General features: G+C 44.3%; 18 protein-coding genes and 3 pseudogenes. 13 read left to right on the forward strand and 8 right to left on the reverse strand.

Going from position 1 to position 18681, the window contains the following annotated elements; all coding sequences use genetic code 11:
* Positions 1–24: 24 nt before the first annotated feature.
* Positions 25–1938, reverse strand: a complete 1914-nt coding sequence (gene speA / locus HRU42_RS06770) for a biosynthetic arginine decarboxylase (protein WP_295029724.1) — start codon at positions 1936–1938, stop codon at positions 25–27.
* A gap of 332 nt (positions 1939–2270) precedes the next feature.
* On the opposite strand from speA, the gene HRU42_RS06775 reads away from it, so the two are divergent.
* The 4 genes from HRU42_RS06775 to HRU42_RS06790 all read left to right on the forward strand — a co-directional run bounded on the left by HRU42_RS06775 (position 2271) and on the right by HRU42_RS06790 (position 5758).
* A complete protein-coding gene (locus HRU42_RS06775; protein WP_295029726.1) occupies positions 2271–3107 on the forward strand; it encodes a S1-like domain-containing RNA-binding protein in 837 nt (278 codons plus the stop codon).
* 130 nt (positions 3108–3237) lie between these two features.
* Positions 3238–3921, forward strand: coding sequence for a YceH family protein (locus HRU42_RS06780; RefSeq protein ID WP_295029728.1), 684 nt, complete (start codon positions 3238–3240; stop codon positions 3919–3921).
* Between the two features lie 98 nt (positions 3922–4019).
* Positions 4020–4862 carry an ABC transporter permease subunit gene (locus HRU42_RS06785; RefSeq protein ID WP_295029730.1) on the forward strand — a complete coding sequence of 281 codons (843 nt, stop codon included), beginning with the start codon at positions 4020–4022 and terminating at the stop codon, positions 4860–4862.
* On the forward strand, positions 4859–5758 hold the full coding sequence (locus HRU42_RS06790; RefSeq protein ID WP_295029732.1) for an ABC transporter ATP-binding protein: 900 nt from the start codon (positions 4859–4861) through the stop codon (positions 5756–5758). Before HRU42_RS06785 ends, HRU42_RS06790 begins: the two co-directional genes overlap by 4 nt.
* 528 nt (positions 5759–6286) lie before the next feature.
* Here the strand turns inward: HRU42_RS06790 and HRU42_RS06795 are convergent.
* The 4 genes and pseudogenes from HRU42_RS06795 to HRU42_RS06810 form a co-directional block, all read right to left on the reverse strand.
* A complete protein-coding gene (locus tag HRU42_RS06795; protein WP_005501438.1) occupies positions 6287–6493 on the reverse strand; it encodes a cold-shock protein in 207 nt (68 codons plus the stop codon).
* A gap of 300 nt (positions 6494–6793) precedes the next feature.
* Positions 6794–7597, reverse strand: coding sequence for a 23S rRNA (guanine(745)-N(1))-methyltransferase (gene rlmA / locus HRU42_RS06800; protein WP_295029734.1), 804 nt, complete (start codon positions 7595–7597; stop codon positions 6794–6796).
* A gap of 22 nt (positions 7598–7619) precedes the next feature.
* A complete protein-coding gene (locus HRU42_RS06805) occupies positions 7620–8435 on the reverse strand; it encodes a hypothetical protein (RefSeq protein WP_295029735.1) in 816 nt (271 codons plus the stop codon).
* Positions 8436–9396: 961 nt separating this feature from the next.
* A pseudogene (locus tag HRU42_RS06810) lies at positions 9397–9992 on the reverse strand (hypothetical protein).
* A 93-nt stretch (positions 9993–10085) separates the two neighbouring features.
* On the opposite strand from HRU42_RS06810, the gene HRU42_RS06815 reads away from it, so the two are divergent.
* From HRU42_RS06815 to HRU42_RS06850, 8 genes and pseudogenes are all read left to right on the forward strand, one after another.
* Positions 10086–10778: a hypothetical protein gene (locus HRU42_RS06815; RefSeq protein ID WP_295029737.1), complete on the forward strand. Its 693-nt coding sequence runs from the start codon at positions 10086–10088 to the stop codon at positions 10776–10778.
* A gap of 44 nt (positions 10779–10822) precedes the next feature.
* Complete coding sequence (locus tag HRU42_RS06820; protein ID WP_295029738.1) at positions 10823–11899, forward strand: RHS repeat domain-containing protein; 1077 nt, start codon at positions 10823–10825, stop codon at positions 11897–11899.
* 65 nt (positions 11900–11964) lie between these two features.
* A complete protein-coding gene (locus HRU42_RS06825; protein WP_295029740.1) occupies positions 11965–12579 on the forward strand; it encodes a hypothetical protein in 615 nt (204 codons plus the stop codon).
* A 10-nt stretch (positions 12580–12589) separates the two neighbouring features.
* Entirely contained in the window at positions 12590–12979 is a 390-nt protein-coding gene (locus HRU42_RS06830; RefSeq protein ID WP_295029742.1) for a hypothetical protein, read from the forward strand.
* A gap of 261 nt (positions 12980–13240) precedes the next feature.
* Positions 13241–13627 (forward strand): hypothetical protein, encoded by a 387-nt coding sequence (locus HRU42_RS06835; protein ID WP_295029744.1) that lies wholly within the window; start codon positions 13241–13243, stop codon positions 13625–13627.
* A gap of 151 nt (positions 13628–13778) precedes the next feature.
* Entirely contained in the window at positions 13779–14495 is a 717-nt protein-coding gene (locus HRU42_RS06840) for a hypothetical protein (RefSeq protein ID WP_295029746.1), read from the forward strand.
* 54 nt (positions 14496–14549) lie between these two features.
* Positions 14550–14998, forward strand: a pseudogene (locus HRU42_RS06845) (DDE-type integrase/transposase/recombinase); the annotation flags it as partial.
* Positions 14999–15334: 336 nt separating this feature from the next.
* Positions 15335–15472 (forward strand): annotated as a pseudogene (locus tag HRU42_RS06850) (thioredoxin-dependent thiol peroxidase); the annotation flags it as partial.
* An 87-nt stretch (positions 15473–15559) separates the two neighbouring features.
* Here the strand turns inward: HRU42_RS06850 and HRU42_RS06855 are convergent.
* Complete coding sequence (locus HRU42_RS06855; protein WP_295029747.1) at positions 15560–16171, reverse strand: LysE/ArgO family amino acid transporter; 612 nt, start codon at positions 16169–16171, stop codon at positions 15560–15562.
* A 128-nt stretch (positions 16172–16299) separates the two neighbouring features.
* On the opposite strand from HRU42_RS06855, the gene HRU42_RS06860 reads away from it, so the two are divergent.
* On the forward strand, positions 16300–17193 hold the full coding sequence (locus HRU42_RS06860) for a LysR family transcriptional regulator ArgP (RefSeq protein WP_295029748.1): 894 nt from the start codon (positions 16300–16302) through the stop codon (positions 17191–17193).
* Positions 17194–17270: 77 nt separating this feature from the next.
* On the opposite strand, the gene HRU42_RS06865 is transcribed toward HRU42_RS06860, so the two are convergent.
* Both HRU42_RS06865 and HRU42_RS06870 read right to left on the reverse strand, forming a co-directional pair.
* Positions 17271–18353 (reverse strand): AI-2E family transporter, encoded by a 1083-nt coding sequence (locus tag HRU42_RS06865; RefSeq protein WP_295029750.1) that lies wholly within the window; start codon positions 18351–18353, stop codon positions 17271–17273.
* 57 nt (positions 18354–18410) lie between these two features.
* Entirely contained in the window at positions 18411–18626 is a 216-nt protein-coding gene (locus HRU42_RS06870) for a sulfurtransferase TusA family protein (protein ID WP_295029752.1), read from the reverse strand.
* Positions 18627–18681 lie beyond the last annotated feature (55 nt).

Genomic DNA, 18681 nt, shown 5'->3' on the forward strand with positions numbered 1-18681 from the left:
TCAGTGCTGCTTGAGGCCGTTAAATTAAGTGAAGTCTTCCAGATAGGTATAACCTTCCAAGCCTAACTGCAACTCTTCGAGGATATTAGCACGCTCAGATTCTTCGATATGCATGTTAACCAGCTCTTCATAGGTACGCATAAATGATACCGCGTCTAAATTCACATATTTGAGCACATCGGCGACCGTATCCCCCGCTAACACAGACTCGATATTGGTCAGGCCATTCTCATCGACTCGGACCACGGCAGAGTTAGTATCGCCGAAGAGGTTATGCATATCGCCTAAGATCTCCTGATAGGCACCCACAAGGAAGAAGCCAATCAGATAGGGGCTCTCGGCGCTCCAGGCTGGAACTGGCAAGGTGGTTTCTATGCCCTGACCATCGACATACTGATCGATAGAACCATCTGAATCGCAGGTAATATCTAACATTACGGCGCGACGTTCAGGTTTTTTATCCAGGCCCGATAACGGCAATACCGGGAAGACCTGATCTATGCCCCATGCATCGGGTAATGACTGGAACAGAGAAAAGTTGACAAAAAACTTATCGGCTAACTTCTCATTGAGCTCATCTATGATGGGTCGGTGGAAACGATACTTAGTGCTCATTACGCCTTGAAGTTCATGACACACCCTTAAGTTGACTTGCTCCGCCCAGGCCCGCTCGGAGAGAGACAGTTGACCTAGAGCAAACAATGAGTGAGCCTCAGACAAGTCACTCTGGCAATCATGATAGATCTCTATCAAGGCTCGTTGATCTGCGCGGTCACTCACCTCCACCCAAGATTGCCACATGTTATGCAGCAGTACAGGCGCAGCAGCATCTGGGGCTTGAATGACTTCGACTTTATAGGCTTCAGTCCCAATCACATCAGAGATAAGCACCGCATGATGGGCCGTGAGGTATCGGCCAGACTCAGAGATGATTTGTGGCATAGGCTGCCGATATTCTTTGCAGATATCGGTCAACACGCTGACGATATTATTGGCATATTCAGTCAAACCATAATTCATCGAATGACTGCTTTGGCTGCGAGTCCCATCATAATCGACCGCTAAGCCACCACCGACATCGAAACATTTTACATCGGTGCCCAGCTTTTGTAGCTCACAATAAAAACGTCCGGCTTCATTCACCCCTTGGCGTATGTCTCTGATGTTGGCAATTTGCGATCCCAGATGAAAATGCAGCAATTGCAAGCAATCTAACATTTGTTCATCTTTGAGAGATTCAATCACAGTCAGAACTTGAGCTGCTGACAGGCCAAATTTTGACTTCTCGCCACCACTGGCCTGCCACTTTCCTTTGCCCTGAAACGCCAGGCGTACTCGTAAACCCAGTCTGGGGGTCACGCCAAGTTTTTTCGCTTCCTGGAGTATGCTCTTAAGTTCCGACAGTTTCTCGAGGACGATATAGACCTTATGGCCTAATTTCTCGCCTATGAGTGCCAGTCGGATATATTCAATGTCTTTATAACCGTTGCAGATAATCACAGAGCTGGCTTTCTGAGCCATGGCTAACACCGCCATCAGCTCTGGCTTGCTGCCGGCTTCCAGGCCCAGTTGCGGCACTTCTTTCGATTTCTGGCTGGCAAGTATCTCTTCTACAACTGTCTGTTGCTGGTTCACTTTAATCGGATACACCAGCAAATAATCTGACTCATACTGGTATTTCTCAATCGCCAGGTTAAACGCATGACAGATACTGTTGACCCTATGATGCAAAATTTGCGGAAAACGAACCAATACAGGAAGGGCAACACCAGACTTGACCAAGTCTTGGGCAAGCTCATTTAAGCCAATAGTAAATTCCGGGTTAGTTTGATCGGGAGAAACGGTGACCTCTCCGGCATCACTTATCCCATAGAGCCCTTGACTCCAATAATTAACGTTATACCCGTTACGGGCATCATTAATAGACCAATCACTCATAATTATTAAACCTAAAAATTAAAATCAAAATACGAAGGCGATATCGACGCCTTCGTCAGCACAAACTGGCCCGAGTTTCAATGTGAAGCCTGATACCCAGACCATAAAAATGGGGCGTAATTAAACACCGCAGACGATGCTATTGCAAGCATAAGATATAAAAATATAAGGTTAAAAAAGCCAGTCAAGATTAACATGATTAGGGGCAAATCCGTACTCGACGTCGATTTTTTAAACAAATCAGCCCCAGAGATTAAAATCACTTAAAGATTGTTAATCGGTTTTCCACTATAATCCAGCATCGAAGCAGTCCCTAAGCAACAGAGAGTCACATGATACAAATAGGAAAATCTTGCACCCTCGAAGTCGTAAAACGCGTCGACTTTGGTGTTTATCTCAATGCACACGACCTAGGCCAGGTACTATTGCCTAGCAAGGTGGTTCCAAAAGAGTGTAATGTCGGTGATGAAATCGATGTTTTTCTTTATCTGGACTCAGAAGATGCCATCATTGCGACCACTAAGAAGCCACTGGCTGAAGTGGGTCAGTTTGCCTATTTAGAAGCTGTTGCTACCGGTCAATACGGTGCCTTCCTCGACTGGGGTCTAGATAAAGATCTGCTACTCCCTTTCGCTGAACAACACAGAGAGATTGAAGTGGGTCGCTCCTACTTAGTCTATATCTACACCAGCAACGTCGATGAGCGCATTGTCGCCTCGGCTAAAGTCGATAAATTCCTCGACAGAACGCCGCCTCCATATGATAAAGATGAAGCGGTCAACCTGATCATAGGTGGCACCACAGATCTTGGCTATAAGGCTATTATCAATCACAGCCATTGGGGCGTCATCTTCAAAAATGAGGTGTTTCGGACCCTAAGTTTTGGTCAAAGGTTGAAGGGCTTCATCAAGCAAGTACGCAGCGATGACAAGATAGACCTTATCCTACAACAGGGTGTAAAATCCGAGTTAGATAAACATTCTACTACCATCATGTTTAAGCTTAACCAAGCCGGTGGCTTCCTGCCTCTCAATGATAAGACTGATGCAGAAACCATCTATGCCAAAATGTCGATGAGTAAGAAAGCCTTCAAGAAAAGCATAGGTGGACTGTATAAGAATAAGCAGATCACCATAGCACCCGATGGCATTAGAATAGTAGAAGACTAGGTACATCTAGGGTAGACGTCGATAATTGTCTAGTTATCGCGCATAAAACCAGTAACTTATTGCTTGGCTCTTTGATTAAAAGCATGACTCTGTTATAACAAAGTCATGCTTTTTTTATGAGTTAACTGAAATGAATCTCACGCTCCATGAAGCAAGGGTGATAGCTTGTCTACTTGAGAAAGAAGTCACCACCCCAGATCAATATCCCTTGTCCCTCAATTCACTCACTATGGCCTGTAACCAAAAGTCGAGTCGAGATCCGGTTCTTGCCATGACGGAAGCCGAGACTCAAGCCAGTATCGATGCGCTGATGAAACGCCGGCTAGTCACAGACCAAACCGGTTTCGGTTCGCGAGTGGTTAAGTATAAGCATAGATTCTGTAATACCGAATTTAGCGATCTACAGTTCAATTCGGCTCAACTCGCCATCATCTGCTTATTACTGCTACGTGGGCCCCAGACACCGGGAGAGTTAAAGAGTCGAAGTGGCCGTTTACACCCTTTCCACGATGTCAGCGAAGTCGATAAGACCTTAGACTCGTTAACCCTCACCGACCCGGCATTAGTCAGGCAGCTTGCCAAAGAGCCAGGCAGACGAGACTCACGCTTCATCGGGCTTTTTTCAGACGAGGCAGTCCAAGCGCGTGAGACCGATATGGCATTCACGCCAACAAGAGCTGGCTCAATCGCAGCCACTGAGTCTGAGTCAGCCACCGAAGAGAACTTAGCACAAGCCGAATTAGTCGCCAGAGTGACCACGCTAGAGCGGGACGTCGCCCAACTAAAAGAAGCACTGCAGGATTTTCTCAACTGATAACGCTGACACATTAAACAGCATATTACTCAGTAAGATAAAATAACATATGCCTTGGTGATAACTTAGCGTCCATGTGTTCAATAACAATATAAGGGATGATTTTGGAACCTAACCTAAATACCGGCTTAGTGCGCAACACGCTCATACTGGCCAAATTTGAATTAAAGAAGCTGCTGTTTAATCCCAAGGGCTTGATCGCCCTCATCGCCTTCGCACTCGTGTGGATGCTGATCTTACTCTATCCCATTCGCGGCGCCTCGGATATTCTCCTGAGCCCGGATTTCAGGCAGTTGATCGCCGGGATATTTGGCGAGTCTTCGGTCGATAAACTCTTCCAGTGGCAAGTGGCTGAGATGGCAATATTTTGGGTCGCGGCCCTGTATCTCTTTCCTCTATTCAGCATTTTTGTCTCCGCGGATCAATTTGCCTCAGATAAAAGCCGAGGCAGCTTTCGCTTCTTGATCTTAAGGACTGGGCGAGACAGTTTGTTTTTCGGTCGCTTCATCGGCCACATGTTGATTCAATCTTTACTATTAATGTTAACGGTCGCGGCCACGATACTGCTGGCACTGTCACGGGAGTCAAGCCTGTTACTGCCCGCACTAAGCTCTGGCCTGGTGGTGTTTATTAATATCTTCATCATCTTACTGCCATACACGGCCTTGATGGCCCTGCTCTCCTTGTACGCCAATTCCGCGAGACAAGCCACTATCTACGCCATCTTACTCTGGGCTGTGAGTGCGATTGTGATCGCTATCGTCAATAGTCAGCTGCCCGCGGTTGGCGAGCTATTAAGTTGGATATTACCCGGTGCTCAGCTAAGCATGATGATCAATACTCAAGGGATCTCTAGCCTGATATATGCCCCAATACCGCTCATTCAAGCAGGCGTGTTACTTTTCCTAGGCAGAAGTTACATGCAAAGGAGTTCACTATGAGTCTGATTAAATGTGAAAATCTCAGTAAATCCTACAGCAGTAAACTCGCACTGGATGCGGTCACACTCGAGCTGAAACCCGGAGCACCCATCGCCCTCGTAGGCCCGAATGGTGCGGGCAAGACCACGCTATTTAGCCTCCTATGCGGCTACCTGCTGCCCAGCCACGGCAAAGTGACCATAATGGGTGAGAAACCCGGCAGCAGGAAATTACTCGGTAGAGTCTCCTCCTTGCCTCAAGATGCCAGCCTAGATCCCAATCTTAACCTTATCACCCAATTCATCCTGTTTGGCAGCCTGCAGGGATTAACCAAGAGCCAGGCTAAGGCCGAGGGGCTACGGGTCCTGTCACTGGTGGGACTGAGTGATGTTGTCGAGCAAAAGCCAACCGCATTAAGCCATGGAATGAGTAAGCGTGCATCCATAGCTCAAGCCTTAATAGGTTCACCACAGCTGGTGTTACTGGATGAACCCACGGCAGGGCTGGATCCTGTCAATGCCAAGGTGATCCGTGAGCTGGTCAAATCCCTTTCATCGAATATCACCTTCGTCATTAGCTCACATAACTTAGATGAGTTAGAGAAACTCTGTGATCAGGTGATCTACTTAGATCAGGGGAAATTAGGCCAATCTGTTTCTATGCAGGAGAACTTACTCGATGAGTACCTGACAATTTCGATGCAGGAGTGCGACAATCAGGCGTTAATTTCACGAGTTGAAGCGCTAACAGGAATAAACTCGGTGACTCTTAAACAAGAGAATGAATTTTTAATTCATTACGCAGCCAGTGAGATAAAAGATATAGAGGTGCAGCTATTTACCCTATTCACCCGTCACGGCTGGAGGTACAAGGCGATTCTCAAGGGACGTACTCTGGAAGACAAACTCTTCTCTTAAGCTAATACTTATCTCTATCAATCACAGGGCGCCCATGAGGCGCCCTTCTTTTATCTGCAGCTTATCTTAGTCCCTGTTATTGTTATTGTTATTGTTATTGTTATTGTCAATCTATGCAGTTCCAGTCCAAGACTTATCGCCATAGGTATTATACCATTCCGAGTAAGTATCTGTTCATTCAGCGGCAGTTCAAAGCACTGTAGGTCAAGGAGGGAATGCCTTATTTTGTACGGAACAAAATTGACCATGAGTCGTATATCGAGAACATATAGCGGCATAAAGCACTTTGCTTTAAAGAGAGAGATTTATAGAAGCTGCTTGTTTATCGGGAGAAATGAAGCTGGGGATTGGGCGTCAGGAGTGCCCCTTGGCCGGCTCACTAATGCTATGCGCAATGAGAGTTCCAGAAAGCCTAACACTTTGAGTTAAATTATCATTTTCTAAATTTCAGACAAAAAAAGAGCCGCGATAAATCGCAGCTCTTAAAAATTCTTTTGGATTAGCTAAGTGCTAATCGAAAGTCCAAACCTAAACGATAGTTACGTTTTCAGCTTGTGGACCTTTCTGACCTTGAGTCACAGTGAATTGAACTTTCTGACCTTCGTCAAGAGTTTTGAAACCGTCTGATTGAATCGCACGGAAGTGAACGAAGACGTCTGGACCAGACTCTTGCTCGATAAATCCAAAACCTTTGTCAGAGTTGAACCACTTAACAACGCCAGTAACTTGAGACATGATATAAATCCTGTAACTAAATATAAAAATAAAGCCAAAACGGCAGTAAAGCTGAAAATGCCGGTATTACTTATGTTAACAGGACGAACGGATCGCATTGATACATAAAAATAAGTCCAACCTTCAAGCTGCGTTTACTATAAATCATTCTCAGCCTATGTCAACAATCAAACACAATAAGTCAGTCTAATTTCGCTTTATTTTCTCGCGCTTGTTCAAACTGTCGTTAGTCATAGATGATGTAAAAACACTAAAAACAAACGCTTGATTAATTTTTAACCAATCATATCGATTTAAAAATTACATGGCATTAAAAACTTCGATTTTAAAATCGAGTTCACACTTGAGGCCTTGGCTAATCATGTGGGCTTTTTGCTGCTGAGTTAACTTCCAGCTATAGGGGGTCATATTAAGAAAATGAGTGATATCCACTTCATCGTTCAACACCAGCTCGGCCTCTAAGTTTTCTCTATGAACTAATTCGAAGCCCTGGATATGGCTACTCTCACTAATATGGTGTTTAGGCGCCTCGTAGATGAGTTCTTTCAGGGCAAAGTGATGATGCTTGCCAGCAGATACCGTAATGAGCGTACCGCCCTGTTTAATGACCCGTCTCAGCTCCTCGTCCAATGAGGGGGCGTATATGCGTAACATGAAATCGAACTGCTCATTTTCAAATGGCATTTCAAACGCACTGGCCACACAGAAACTCATGTCTTTATATCTCTTAGAGGCATATTTTAATGCTGACTTAGAGATATCCAGCCCTTGCAGGTCCAACTCAGGCAAACTTTCAAACAAGCGGTGACTATAATAGCCTTCTCCACAGCCGACATCTAAACCCAGCTTAGCGCCCGGACAATGGCGCTTGGCGAGAGCATTCACCCTGTCACTGAGCAGCTGATAATGACCCTGATTAAGAAACTCTCTCCTGGCGAACATCATCTCTTTATTATCGCCAGGATCTTTAGAGTGCTTGTTCTGCACCGGCAACAGATTGACGTAGCCCTCTTTAGCACAATCAAATCTATGATTATTGGAGCAGGACCAGGTCTTCTGTTGAAGCATTAAAGGGGTTTTACAGATGGGGCAAACGTATTTCATTTTTAATCCAATGGTCCTAGGGTTACTCTTCATCCAAAATGAGCTCTTGTATCATTTCATTGATGGCAGGAGTCGAAAGCAGGCGATAATACTCTAATTTACGTGCCTGAACATCATTCGTTAATTGCTGATTCGCGGCATCTTGCCAATTTGGCCGTTCCACAGATTGATTGAAACTCCGCGATAACCACTGCTTCTTGCGGGACAGTTGCGCATCTAGCTTAGAGACTTCGACACTGACATCCGGGTGCCTTAGCACGAGTTCACTACAGCCAAAGCGAGCAAGCTCGCTTCTGACATTTTCCAGCTCGGATAGCTCGAGTAAGATTTGCCCGGTAGTAAAATCATAAGCCAGCTCTCTCGCCACCAAAGCTCTCGCCTGAACTAACTCTCTGGGCCCATGAAACAGGCGCAAATCCTCCTCGAGCGCCACTATTTGCCACATAGTAGGAGCGGCTATGCTGAAATCGGCATTGGCATTGGTTGTGCAGTCTATATTAATAGCCAGTCCCGACCTCAACTGTTGTCCACACAAGGTAGGAGAAACGCCTAATCCAGAAAATAAGCGCCAACCTTGCCCTACCCCTCTTGAGAGGCTACTGGTGTCAGGCTTGGTTCGCATCATCTGTGATCCGCACTTAAGCGATAAAAATGGATGCAATCTGAATAACACAGATACTGATGCAGGACCGACTTCGACTAAGATAAACTCACCGACATGACCACTGATGGCCTGTAGCAAGCCAAAATCACTGATAGCTTCATTAAGATGTATGTTAAGCGTCGACCCATGATCAAAAGTAAGGATTTCAGGCTGCGTTAGCAGGGGTTCAAACATGACTATTCTACCTCCGGTTAAGCAAGGATTGTACCTTGCTTCTATTTACAGCACCAGTGGGGGTAAACAATTAAAAACAAACAGAATAATCTAGTTCAATAGCAGAGGTCAATCACTGGGGATCGGTGCTCACTCAGCATCTTATAAAGTGAAGCCAGATAAAAAGCCCTATGACACGGAAGATCTCTCTTCCTTTTAATGCCCAAGTTCAAGCATCATCCCATGCTATAAATGACAAACGGTCGTTATATTAATATCAAACACAAACCACAGGTTCTTCAGGAAACGATGATGAGGCTGTAAACACAAACTGCTGTTTTAAACAGTATGTTTAAACAAACAAATAAATAAATAAAGTGTGATGCGTACCATGATGCACATTTGCATCAACCTCCAAAGCCTTAAGCGCTCATGAAGCTTTTAAGACATTTCCCATATCCCTATGGGTCAGCGGAAGGAATACCAAATGTTGTAGGCCATCTAGGCTCTGCGAAGCTCGCAGCCGCATCTACACTTAGTTGCTATTTTCTTCGATTTGGATTAATTGTTGAGCTAGCAATGAATAAAGTAACGATGGATGCCCATGTTTTTGTTCATATCCAATAGAGGTATGATTTCTCTGTCCTGACCCTATAGCCACGTAATCGAATGTCTTGTCGAATAGCGTCTACAAATGGACTTGAGGACATAATGTTCTCCCTTGCCGTCTGACTGTGTTTATACAGGGGCTATCCACTTAGCCCCGTTTAATCTGGCCACCCACAATAAATCAACAATTTAACGCTGCAATAACGAGCTTTCAGTTCAACGTACAACAAAGCACAGTGATTACCGATATGGCTGCAACTTCTGTCCATTACATCGTCGAACTGGGAATTTCTAGCTAAAATATCGATTTTCAGGCAAGGCTGGTTAACTCAAGCTGTTTAAGTGGAAATAATTGTAAAGGAGGGAAAATCAGCTAATGACTATCTTGAAAAACACCGCAGCCATCTTCCAGGTACTTGCAGCACTTAGCAAAATGACGACGTCTTTTCTGTAGGTGGTCGCAGTAATTTGTAAGCTCTTTGTTTCAGTGCTTTTCAAAGCAGTTGCCAACAGGACCATGAAATAGTTACCAAAGTCAGAGGTCATTTTTATCCAGTTACCTGATGAGATACTCAACCTATTGAGTATCTTAGACGAACTTTCATTGCCCATGAAGGGAAAGCCATACAAGTCAAAACCGCAGCTTCATCTAACAGTGCTTGACTCTTAAAAAGGAAATAGGTGAAACGCCCCTCCCAGAAACGACCGGTACACTTATCTTCTTTGTTGGCTTTTATAGCAATCGGCTCATTTAAGCATCTCAACTCTTTTGAAAGCGTTAGCAAGATATATCGCTTAATCGACTTCTGTATTAAGTAACTGAGATTCAACCCAATCTCGTCGATGCTCATAGGATTGACCCGTATTAGGATCGACTCCTGTTAGCCAAGCTTTGCGAACACATCTTGAGACTGCGTGGTACCACGGCGTATCTTCAATACTAATCTGAGTTCTTCGGGGACGGGGCATAACAACCTCCTACTTCTACTAATAACCAAAGCTTAGTAGGAGGATATAAAACGTACAATTAACTCTGGGTGGCTCTATTTACATGCCACCACTGTGGCAGGCAACAGCTACGGCATCGGCTTTGATTATGATGGCTATGGCCGCCTCTCTAAAACCACCTACCCTAATAGTCTCGTTAAAGTTATCAATCACTATAACAGTTATGGTTATCTTTATAAGCGAACAGACAATGCCTCTGGACTCGCTTATCAGACCATCCATCACATGAATGCTCGAGGTCAAGTTACGGATGAAAGATACGGTAATGGTGCACAAGAAAAGCTAACTTATACGCCTGATTTAGGGTTGATTGACAGCATGACGCTGACCAAAGGCAGCACGCTGCATAAGCTAGAATATGACTTTGATGAGGTAGGAAACCTTGCTTGGCGTCAACACCAGTTGAGTAGCGCCCCCGCAACTTTTGCTGAAACCTATGTTTATGATGACTTGTATCGACTATATGACAGAACGATTACTGTCAGTAGTGGCGGAAGCACCTTGCCCGTCGATTTCAAATCAAGCCAACATACTCGCTATGATGACTGGGGGAATATTACCTCTAAAACAGGTACTGGCACTTATCAATATGATGAAAACAATCCATATCGGTTAAGCAATATCTGTGAAGGGGACAGTTGTAGCGCGAGCACCATGCCGCTACGGCTCAGTGTCCGGCAGGCTATAGTGAAAATAGTAATACTGGTAACTGTGAAAAGTGGACCTACGCAGGTAATGCCACTCTGAGCGTTCAATATACCTGTCCCTCTAATTACTCCCTCGTCGGTAACATGTGCAACTTTGATTTCTCCTATGGTGGGGGTGGCGCAAGTTCATTTGCGGCTATTGGAGGCGGCGGACCGTCTGACTGTATTGGCGGTTCATGCCCCATTCCGGCGACAGCGACTTTTGTTTATACCTGCCCAAGTGGTTACACAGTCTCAGGCTCAGGCTGTTATACAGTGAGTACGGCATCAGCGACATATCAGTGTCCAGCCGGGTATACCTTATCAGGGCAAACCTGCACATCCTCAGCGCAGACCCGATATAGCATGAGCTATGATGCTAGAGGTAACATCATTAATGATGGCAATCGCAGCTTTAGTTATACCTCCTCGGATCTAATTGACACGATTAGCCAAGGCAACGAGTCCAGTCACTTTAAGTATGACGTCAACCGTAACCGCTTCGAGCGTTATGACGTGAAAAGAGAGAATAACGTCAATGCCTACTACACCACCTATTATGTGGATGGTTTATACGAAAAGGTGGTGCGAACTGGCGGCGGTCAAGCATCACTCACCGAAGAGAAACTGTATGTAGGCAATGTGGTTATTACTCACCGCAGCAATAACAGCAGTGACATTTACTATCTACATACAGACCATCAAGGCTCGACGACAACGGTCACCAACTCCGCAGGTAGCGTAGTGCAGCAGTTTACTTATGACCCATGGGGTAAGCAGATAGCCGCCTATACCAGCTCAGTGCTTAATGGCTTTACTTCACCGTCATCCAGCAAAGGTTATACCGACCATGAGAGTGTAGCGCATATGGATATTATCCATATGAATGGTCGAATTTATGATGCCAATATAGGCCGCTTTTTACAGGCAGATCCAAATATTCAAGCGCCGAATAATTTACAAAATTACAACCGGTATGCCTATGTACTCAACAACCCAATGAGCTATACCGACCCCAGTGGGTTTTTCTTCGATAAGCTTTGGAGTGCAATTAAAAAGTATTGGAAGCCGATAGTGGCAATCGTTGCAACTGTGGTGACCTATGGTGCCGCATCTGGCTGGGTTGCTAGTTGGGGGCGACTTGGGGAACCGCAGCAACCGCAACATCTGCAGCCACATTAACAACTACAGGGGCTATTGCAACGGGTGCGTTGGCGGGAGCTGCTGGGGGCTTTGTTGGCGGAGCATTGACCACTGGAAGTATAAATGGAGCGTTTCGAGGCGCACTCGCAGGGGCAATTGCTGGCACCGCAGGTGGATATGCTAATTTTGGTAGTGTGGCAGGTTTGGGGGATGCGACAGCTAGAATTGGAGTTTCTGCTTTAGGTGGTTGTGCTGCCGGTAAAGCATCGGGTAGTTCGTGTAGTAAAGGTGCGAAAATAGCTGCAATAGCACAGGCTTTGACTATGGGGGCGGAAGCTATTTATAAATATGGAAGTCAGAGAATTAGTAAAAGAACAGGGAAACCATACAATGATACAGGTGAAGTTCATGTTGAACTTAAAGACTATAGCGATACTGGTAAACAAGTCGATATTGTTAATACAGATTATTGGGGGATGTCAGATCAAGCTGGTGTTATGAAAGACCTTGGCAAAAAATGGTATGTAGATGCATTTGCTGAATTTCATGATGGATTACATGATACTTTTGCTAGCGTACTTGGTAAAGGAGATGTCATTACTAATAATCCAGTAAGTTTAGTAGCGACAATGCCTCATTCCTATGGTTTGACGTTATTAGCCGCATCAAGGCCGTATAACTACGCTTACACAAGTTTTGAGTTGATGAATGAAAAATAGGGGCATTAAAATGAATTATTATAATTCGAGCTTTATTTATATTTTACTATTTTTGGGCTTATGTGGATGTGTGGTTGGCCATGATGATTATAAAAGGTATTTAAATATGTATATAGGAAAGAATATAAAGCATCAATTGCCTTTTGAATCATCAAAATCTGGACAGCTTATAAGGTCTGATTACCTGTTAGGCGGTGAAGGGTTGACTCATACTTCAGTTGAATATGGCGGTATATTAAGGTATCACTTTAGCGGTCAGGAAGTTTTACCAAACTATAGCATTAAAGAATATGTTGGAAAGTGCCTTATTTATTATGATGTTGAAGCTAATACATACATCATAAAAAGTTGGGGCTTTGATGACGGCGGTAACCCCCTAAGTTGTAGAACGTGGCCATAGCACTAAAGATGCCATTGCGAATGGTGCAGATATACCTCTTTCATCTGATCAATCTGCTTTTATGCGAACTGTAGCAAAAGGACCTTATATGGATGCATTTGGTGAGTTTCATGATGGTTTGCATGATTACAGCTTTATACCTGACGACCAATTTTCATTAGTTGCTACGATGCCAGCTTCCTACGCACTTACTGCCGTCGCTGCAATGCGGCCATACTCCCATTATTACTATTTGGATTTACTTAATGAAAGGCGGCATCGATGAAATTGACTCGTTTAATAGCTGTTAGCATTGGTTTTGTTCTATTGTGTAGTTGTGCTGCTGGGCATGAAGATTTCAACAGTTTTAGGAATAAAGACATAGGAACAGTTATTGCGTTTAAAGATGTTTTTAAATTTGAAAATGCGGGGGAGTTGAAGCGAGCAGACTTTGTTATTACTGGGCAAGGCCTCACTCACATAAGAAAAGATGAGAAAGGTAATTTGATTTACCATTTCAGTGATCAAGAAGTTCTTTCTAATGCACCAGAAAAAGAATGGGTGGGTAAGTGTTTGTTTTACTATGTGGTAGACGCTAAAACCGACATTATTAAAGCTTGGGGATTCAATGAAGGTGGTAATCCATTAAGTTGTAGAACGTGGCCATAGCACTAAAGATGCCATCAAGTTACGACTTCAACGGCTATGCACTTCGAGGTTTAAGTGCTGCCAGTTTTTATCTATGCCGACATTGCTTGATGGGCAGCTATATCTCAGTGGTGTGGTGCAGTGATAAGCTCTAATACGGCAGGAGTAGCCTATGCGCATGATTACACGTTGTTTAGTCATATCCATGATATTGATGCTCAATGGCTGCGCCTATTACAGCTATGGCACTCGAAGTGTGTATGGCTTAACCAATGTCGAGACGACAGAGTATTTGGGACATGTGCAATATCAAGGGTTAGATTCGCCAATATTTAGCCCAATTATCACTCTGGATAATTGGGTTCAGGTGAGATTTCTTATCTCTGGGCTCTACAATAGCCCTATAAAGGAAAATAAATCAGAGTACTTTTATAACCTAAGAATGGAAGTTTTTATCACTTCTTTGAGGGAGGGTATTCGGTTAGACACTCAGCATATGGTAATGGACCAATACCGCATAGGGAAACAGAGCAAAGTTAACTTTTTGGAGATGAAGCGTTATCCAAGTAAAGCTAAAAGTGATTATGGTATTGATGTGTGTATGTACTCGCCAGAGGACATACAAGGCAACTCTTCTGATTTTTTTTATGATTTCCACAAAGGTGAAAGCATTGCTATTCCCTATCGGCAAGTTGATTTTAACCTACTTCCAACAAATTTACTGGACATCGACCCCAATATTTTATGTGGAGACTTGGTTGTAATGAATACCAACCTAGCTGGAGAACAAGGGTTCTTTACGCTTACTCTGCCTTTTATCGAAGAGGGTGAAACAACCGAATATACGATTTATTTTTATCCTGTTGAGTACCGAATTACAGTTAAGTGATGTTATTAAGCTGGCCAGTCTCAACAGCAAGAGAATGGTTAATCCGTAGTGGGCGTGGATAAATATGGGACTATGATTGATTTTTATTTGAGTGACACCCGTGATGAGCCCGCGGCACCGGCGTTTTTCAATAAAGCCATCAACTAACATGCCTGCCTGAAAAGGTAGTTATTGATAAAAGTGGTGCGAATGCCGCTGCATTAGATATCATCAATATTCGTCTTTGGCTGTATGGGCATATGCTGTTTATGATTGAGGTTTTGGCTATCGAATATCTGAATAACATTGTCGAACAAAACCATCGAAAAGTGAAAGGCAAAGTGCATGAATGCTTAGGTTGGAAGTCTTGGGATGGGACTGAATCGATCTTAGCAAGTGTTGAGCTTTGGTCCATGATTAAGCAAGGGCAGATAGACACCACTGAAATGATAACACTATGGGAGCAATACTATGCACTGGGTGCCAGTAACTATCGCTATTATATGAACAATCTTAAGGAGTAGACTATGGGCACTATTACACGTTGTTTAGCCAAAAAGAAAGGCCTGGCAGATCTTTTTCTAATCTACATCAGTCAACTTAGACTGAATACTCTAAGTGATTTCTGTCCAGAAGTGTGTTTGGAAGCGAATAAGCTTTTTCACTTACCTTGCCTCAGACTATATTTCATATCATCAAAAGTGTTCTAGCTTTTCCCTTCATAGCCTTGATCTACTTTTTATGACAACTGATATAATGTAAATAGTAAAAGTGAACAATACAACATAACTCACTGTTAAAGATTAAGTTTATCAAGCACCGTCAAGTATACTGTCTAAAAATATTTCCAAGGGTGATTGTTTATGGGTAAGATCTATGACGGCATCCATAGATTGAGCTTCTTAGTTGGACAAGATGGTAAAATCAGTCACCTGTTTAACAAGTTTAAGACCAAAGATCACCATGAAGTCGTGCTTAACCATCTTAAGCAAGACTAATTCATGACGTTATTCAAGCAAAAGCCCGCTCATCGCGGGCTTTTTTGTGCTTATAAAACACATAAACAAAAAGTGCTAGAGAGAAATCTAAGCGAAATAGGGCCATATCAAGACCAAAGCAATCGTCCACATGGTCAGGCAGATAAACCGGTCCAGGTAACTCCAAGCTTTGGGCTTCTCAAACAGAGGGCTCAGATATCTGGCTCCAAAACTTAAGCTAAAAAACCACAGAAAAGAAGCCAGCACGGCACCTGCGCCAAACAGGGGTCTATCGGCCCCTTCAAATTGAGCACTGATACTGCCCAATAACACCACTGTATCTAAATAAAGATGCGGGTTGAGTAGACTGATCCCTAACGTGGTTAACACGGCCGCCTTTAGCGTCCCGGTACCACCATTGCCCCCTTGAGCCAGACTCTGCTCACTAAATGATGACTTGAGCGCCCTGGCACCATAGACCAGTAGAAAAATGGCTCCACCAATACTGGCAATGTCCTTTATCAAGGGAAATGCCAAAATAAGCTGACCTAGCCCAGCAACACCCGCGGTGATCATCAAGGCATCTATGATAGAACACAGGGCGGCAATGGGCAGAGAGTGTGAACGTGTTAAGCCTTGCTTGAGTACAAACGCATTTTGCGCCCCTACCGCCATGATAAGGCTACCGCCGATTCCTACACCTTGAATGAATGCCTGCATTGGTTTTTCCTAAGAACATCTGATTGAACGCCAGCGTACACAAGCTGGATAAATAAATATAACTAATCTTTTTTATGGTGTATAAGTAAAACTTATACACCTACCACTTCGTACTAAGGAATCATATTTTGCTCGATTATGCACACCTGCGCGCCCTCTCCATAGTGATCTCCGAGGGCGGTTTCGAACGCGCGGCCAAGGTGCTCTGCATCACTCAATCTGCCGTGTCACAACGGATAAAGCTGCTGGAGGAGAGAGTCGGCCAAGCCTTAGTCATACGCACTACTCCTGTCGAAGCAACGACTACCGGTAAGCGTTTATTACGGCACTATTCTCAAGTGGAATTATTAGAAAGTGAGCTCAGAGTAGAGATGAATGTAGACGATCCAAGCTTACCCACCATAGTGAAGATAGCCGTCAATGCCGACAGTTTAGCAACCTGGTTCTTACCCGCGTTGAGTGAAGTGTTTAAGCGACATCAATGGCTGCTTGAGCTGATTGTCGATGATGAGTCTTACACCCATCATCTATTAAAAAATGGCGAGGCTGTTGGCTGTGTCACCACAAGCAAACAAGCACTTACCGGTTGCAGCAGTGAATATCTGGGGGATATGGAGTATCTTTGCGTCGCAACCCCTGAATTTATCGAGCGATACTTCCCCATTACTGTCTCGCAAACCTCTCTTAAATTAGCGCCTGCGGTTGTGTTCTCAACTAAAGACAAGCTTCATGAGCAGTACCTGAGCCAATATTTTAAGATGAAAACCGGCAGCTGGCGTGAGCACAAGATCCCCTCCTCAGAAAGTTTTCTCGATGCTATTTTACAAGGATTAGGCTATGGGCTAGTAGGCCACCTTCAAGCCGAGCCATTACTGCAGAGAGGTCTACTGATTGAGATCACCCCAGGCAAGAGAAAACGTGTGCCCCTGTATTGGCAACATTGGAACATTAAAGCCAAACAAACCACCATCATCTATCGGTCTCTGGCGATAACGGCGAAACAATCCCTGTGCCATGATTGATTTATCAACGGGTTTACTCAACAATCAGCCATAAAAAAAGGGCCTCAGGCCCTTTTAAACAAGTTTAGCAAGTTAATTCACGACTGTCTTTCTACCGTCTCAACCTGAGATTCTAGTGTCGGCCAGGCATTGAGTACCGCCTTAACCAGAGAGGCTAATGGTATGGCGAAGAACACGCCCCACACGCCCCACAGTCCGCCAAAAATCAACACAGCCGCAATAATAAACACCGGATGCAGATCCACCGCATCGGAAAAAAGAACAGGCACCAACACGTTACCATCTAATGCCTGAATAACAGCGTAACCTAACATAAGATAGCCAAATTCTGGGCTGAACCCCCACTGGAAGAAGGCCACCAGCGCGATAGGCAGGGTCACTAAGGTGGCGCCAACGTAGGGAATGAGTACGGAAAAACCGGTCAACACACCTAACAAGGCTGCATACCTGAGATCCATCACGGCGAAGAAGATGTAGCTCACCACGCCTATGATGACTATCTCTATCACCTTGCCCCGAATATAGTTAAATATCTGCTGGTTCATCTCAATCCAGACCTTATGAGCGAGATCTCGATTCGTCGGAATAAATCGTTTACTGCCACGTAGCAGCTCATCTTTATCTTTGAGAAAGAAAAAAACCAATAAAGGAACCAAGATGACGTATACCATCAAGACTAACAAGGATGCCGAATAGCCAAGAATTTGCTTACCTATATCCAACAGGTGCTGTGTGTCCAGCATCTTCTTCAGCTCATGAACCATGGTATCGAGCTGATCCGGATTAACAAACTGCGGATACTGATTGACGTAACCTTGCACGATGAGCAAGCCTTTATCGAGCATGGTCGGCAAGTCAGTGACGAGGGCGAGTCCCTGTTTCCATATGCTGGGAACCAGACCAAAGATCAGCAGCAACATGACACCCACAAACACGACTAACACTAATGAGGCAGCCGTAGTGCGATTAATGCCTAGCCTTGACATCTGTGCCACCGGCCACTCGAGTAAGAAGGCCAGCACTAAGGCCACCAACAAGGGGGCCAACAAGCCCCCCGCAAAATAGATAGCTAAGGCTATCCCAAGCAATATAAAGACCAAGGTCACCGCTTGGGGATCGCTAAAACGTTCTTTATACCAAGTTGTCAATAAAGTTAACATTCACCATTCCTGAAAATAAACCGTTGATCGTCTCGTTGTCCTTGTACAGGGTATCCGCTATTTAGCGATTTTTAATGTTAACACCCGGTCATCATTTCTCACTTCTGAGTAACGATAACCGACTTTTTTTAAAAACCGGGGAACATCCTGTCTAGAGCCAGTGTCTGATAACGAAACACAAAGTACATCGTCGCTGCTGAGTTTTTTCAATGCGAGTTTGACTTTGACTAACACTAATGGACAACGAAGTGTGGTTAAATCGATAAAAACCATAATAATCTTGCCATGAACAAACTTTGGCTATTATCCTAAGTTGCAAGACAAACCA

It is taken from the genome of Shewanella sp. (assembly GCF_013214165.1).
Taxonomy (GTDB): domain Bacteria; phylum Pseudomonadota; class Gammaproteobacteria; order Enterobacterales; family Shewanellaceae; genus Shewanella.

Bases quoted from the DNA above. Each gene is read 5' to 3' on its own strand.
- HRU42_RS06865 (WP_295029750.1), bottom strand. From the start codon at position 18,353: ATGTTAACTTTATTGACAACTTGGTATAAAGAACGTTTTAGCGATCCC.
- HRU42_RS06820 (WP_295029738.1), top strand. From the start codon at position 10,823: ATGTGCAACTTTGATTTCTCCTATGGTGGGGGTGGCGCAAGTTCATTT.
- HRU42_RS06780 (WP_295029728.1), top strand. From the start codon at position 3,238: ATGAATCTCACGCTCCATGAAGCAAGGGTGATAGCTTGTCTACTTGAG.
- HRU42_RS06835 (WP_295029744.1), top strand. From the start codon at position 13,241: ATGAAATTGACTCGTTTAATAGCTGTTAGCATTGGTTTTGTTCTATTG.
- HRU42_RS06775 (WP_295029726.1), top strand. From the start codon at position 2,271: ATGATACAAATAGGAAAATCTTGCACCCTCGAAGTCGTAAAACGCGTC.
- HRU42_RS06805 (WP_295029735.1), bottom strand. From the start codon at position 8,435: ATGTTTGAACCCCTGCTAACGCAGCCTGAAATCCTTACTTTTGATCAT.
- HRU42_RS06855 (WP_295029747.1), bottom strand. From the start codon at position 16,171: ATGCAGGCATTCATTCAAGGTGTAGGAATCGGCGGTAGCCTTATCATG.
- HRU42_RS06790 (WP_295029732.1), top strand. From the start codon at position 4,859: ATGAGTCTGATTAAATGTGAAAATCTCAGTAAATCCTACAGCAGTAAA.
- HRU42_RS06840 (WP_295029746.1), top strand. From the start codon at position 13,779: ATGCGCATGATTACACGTTGTTTAGTCATATCCATGATATTGATGCTC.
- HRU42_RS06830 (WP_295029742.1), top strand. From the start codon at position 12,590: ATGAATTATTATAATTCGAGCTTTATTTATATTTTACTATTTTTGGGC.
- HRU42_RS06785 (WP_295029730.1), top strand. From the start codon at position 4,020: ATGATTTTGGAACCTAACCTAAATACCGGCTTAGTGCGCAACACGCTC.
- speA (WP_295029724.1), bottom strand. From the start codon at position 1,938: ATGAGTGATTGGTCTATTAATGATGCCCGTAACGGGTATAACGTTAAT.
- rlmA (WP_295029734.1), bottom strand. From the start codon at position 7,597: ATGAAATACGTTTGCCCCATCTGTAAAACCCCTTTAATGCTTCAACAG.
- HRU42_RS06870 (WP_295029752.1), bottom strand. From the start codon at position 18,626: ATGGTTTTTATCGATTTAACCACACTTCGTTGTCCATTAGTGTTAGTC.
- HRU42_RS06795 (WP_005501438.1), bottom strand. From the start codon at position 6,493: ATGTCTCAAGTTACTGGCGTTGTTAAGTGGTTCAACTCTGACAAAGGT.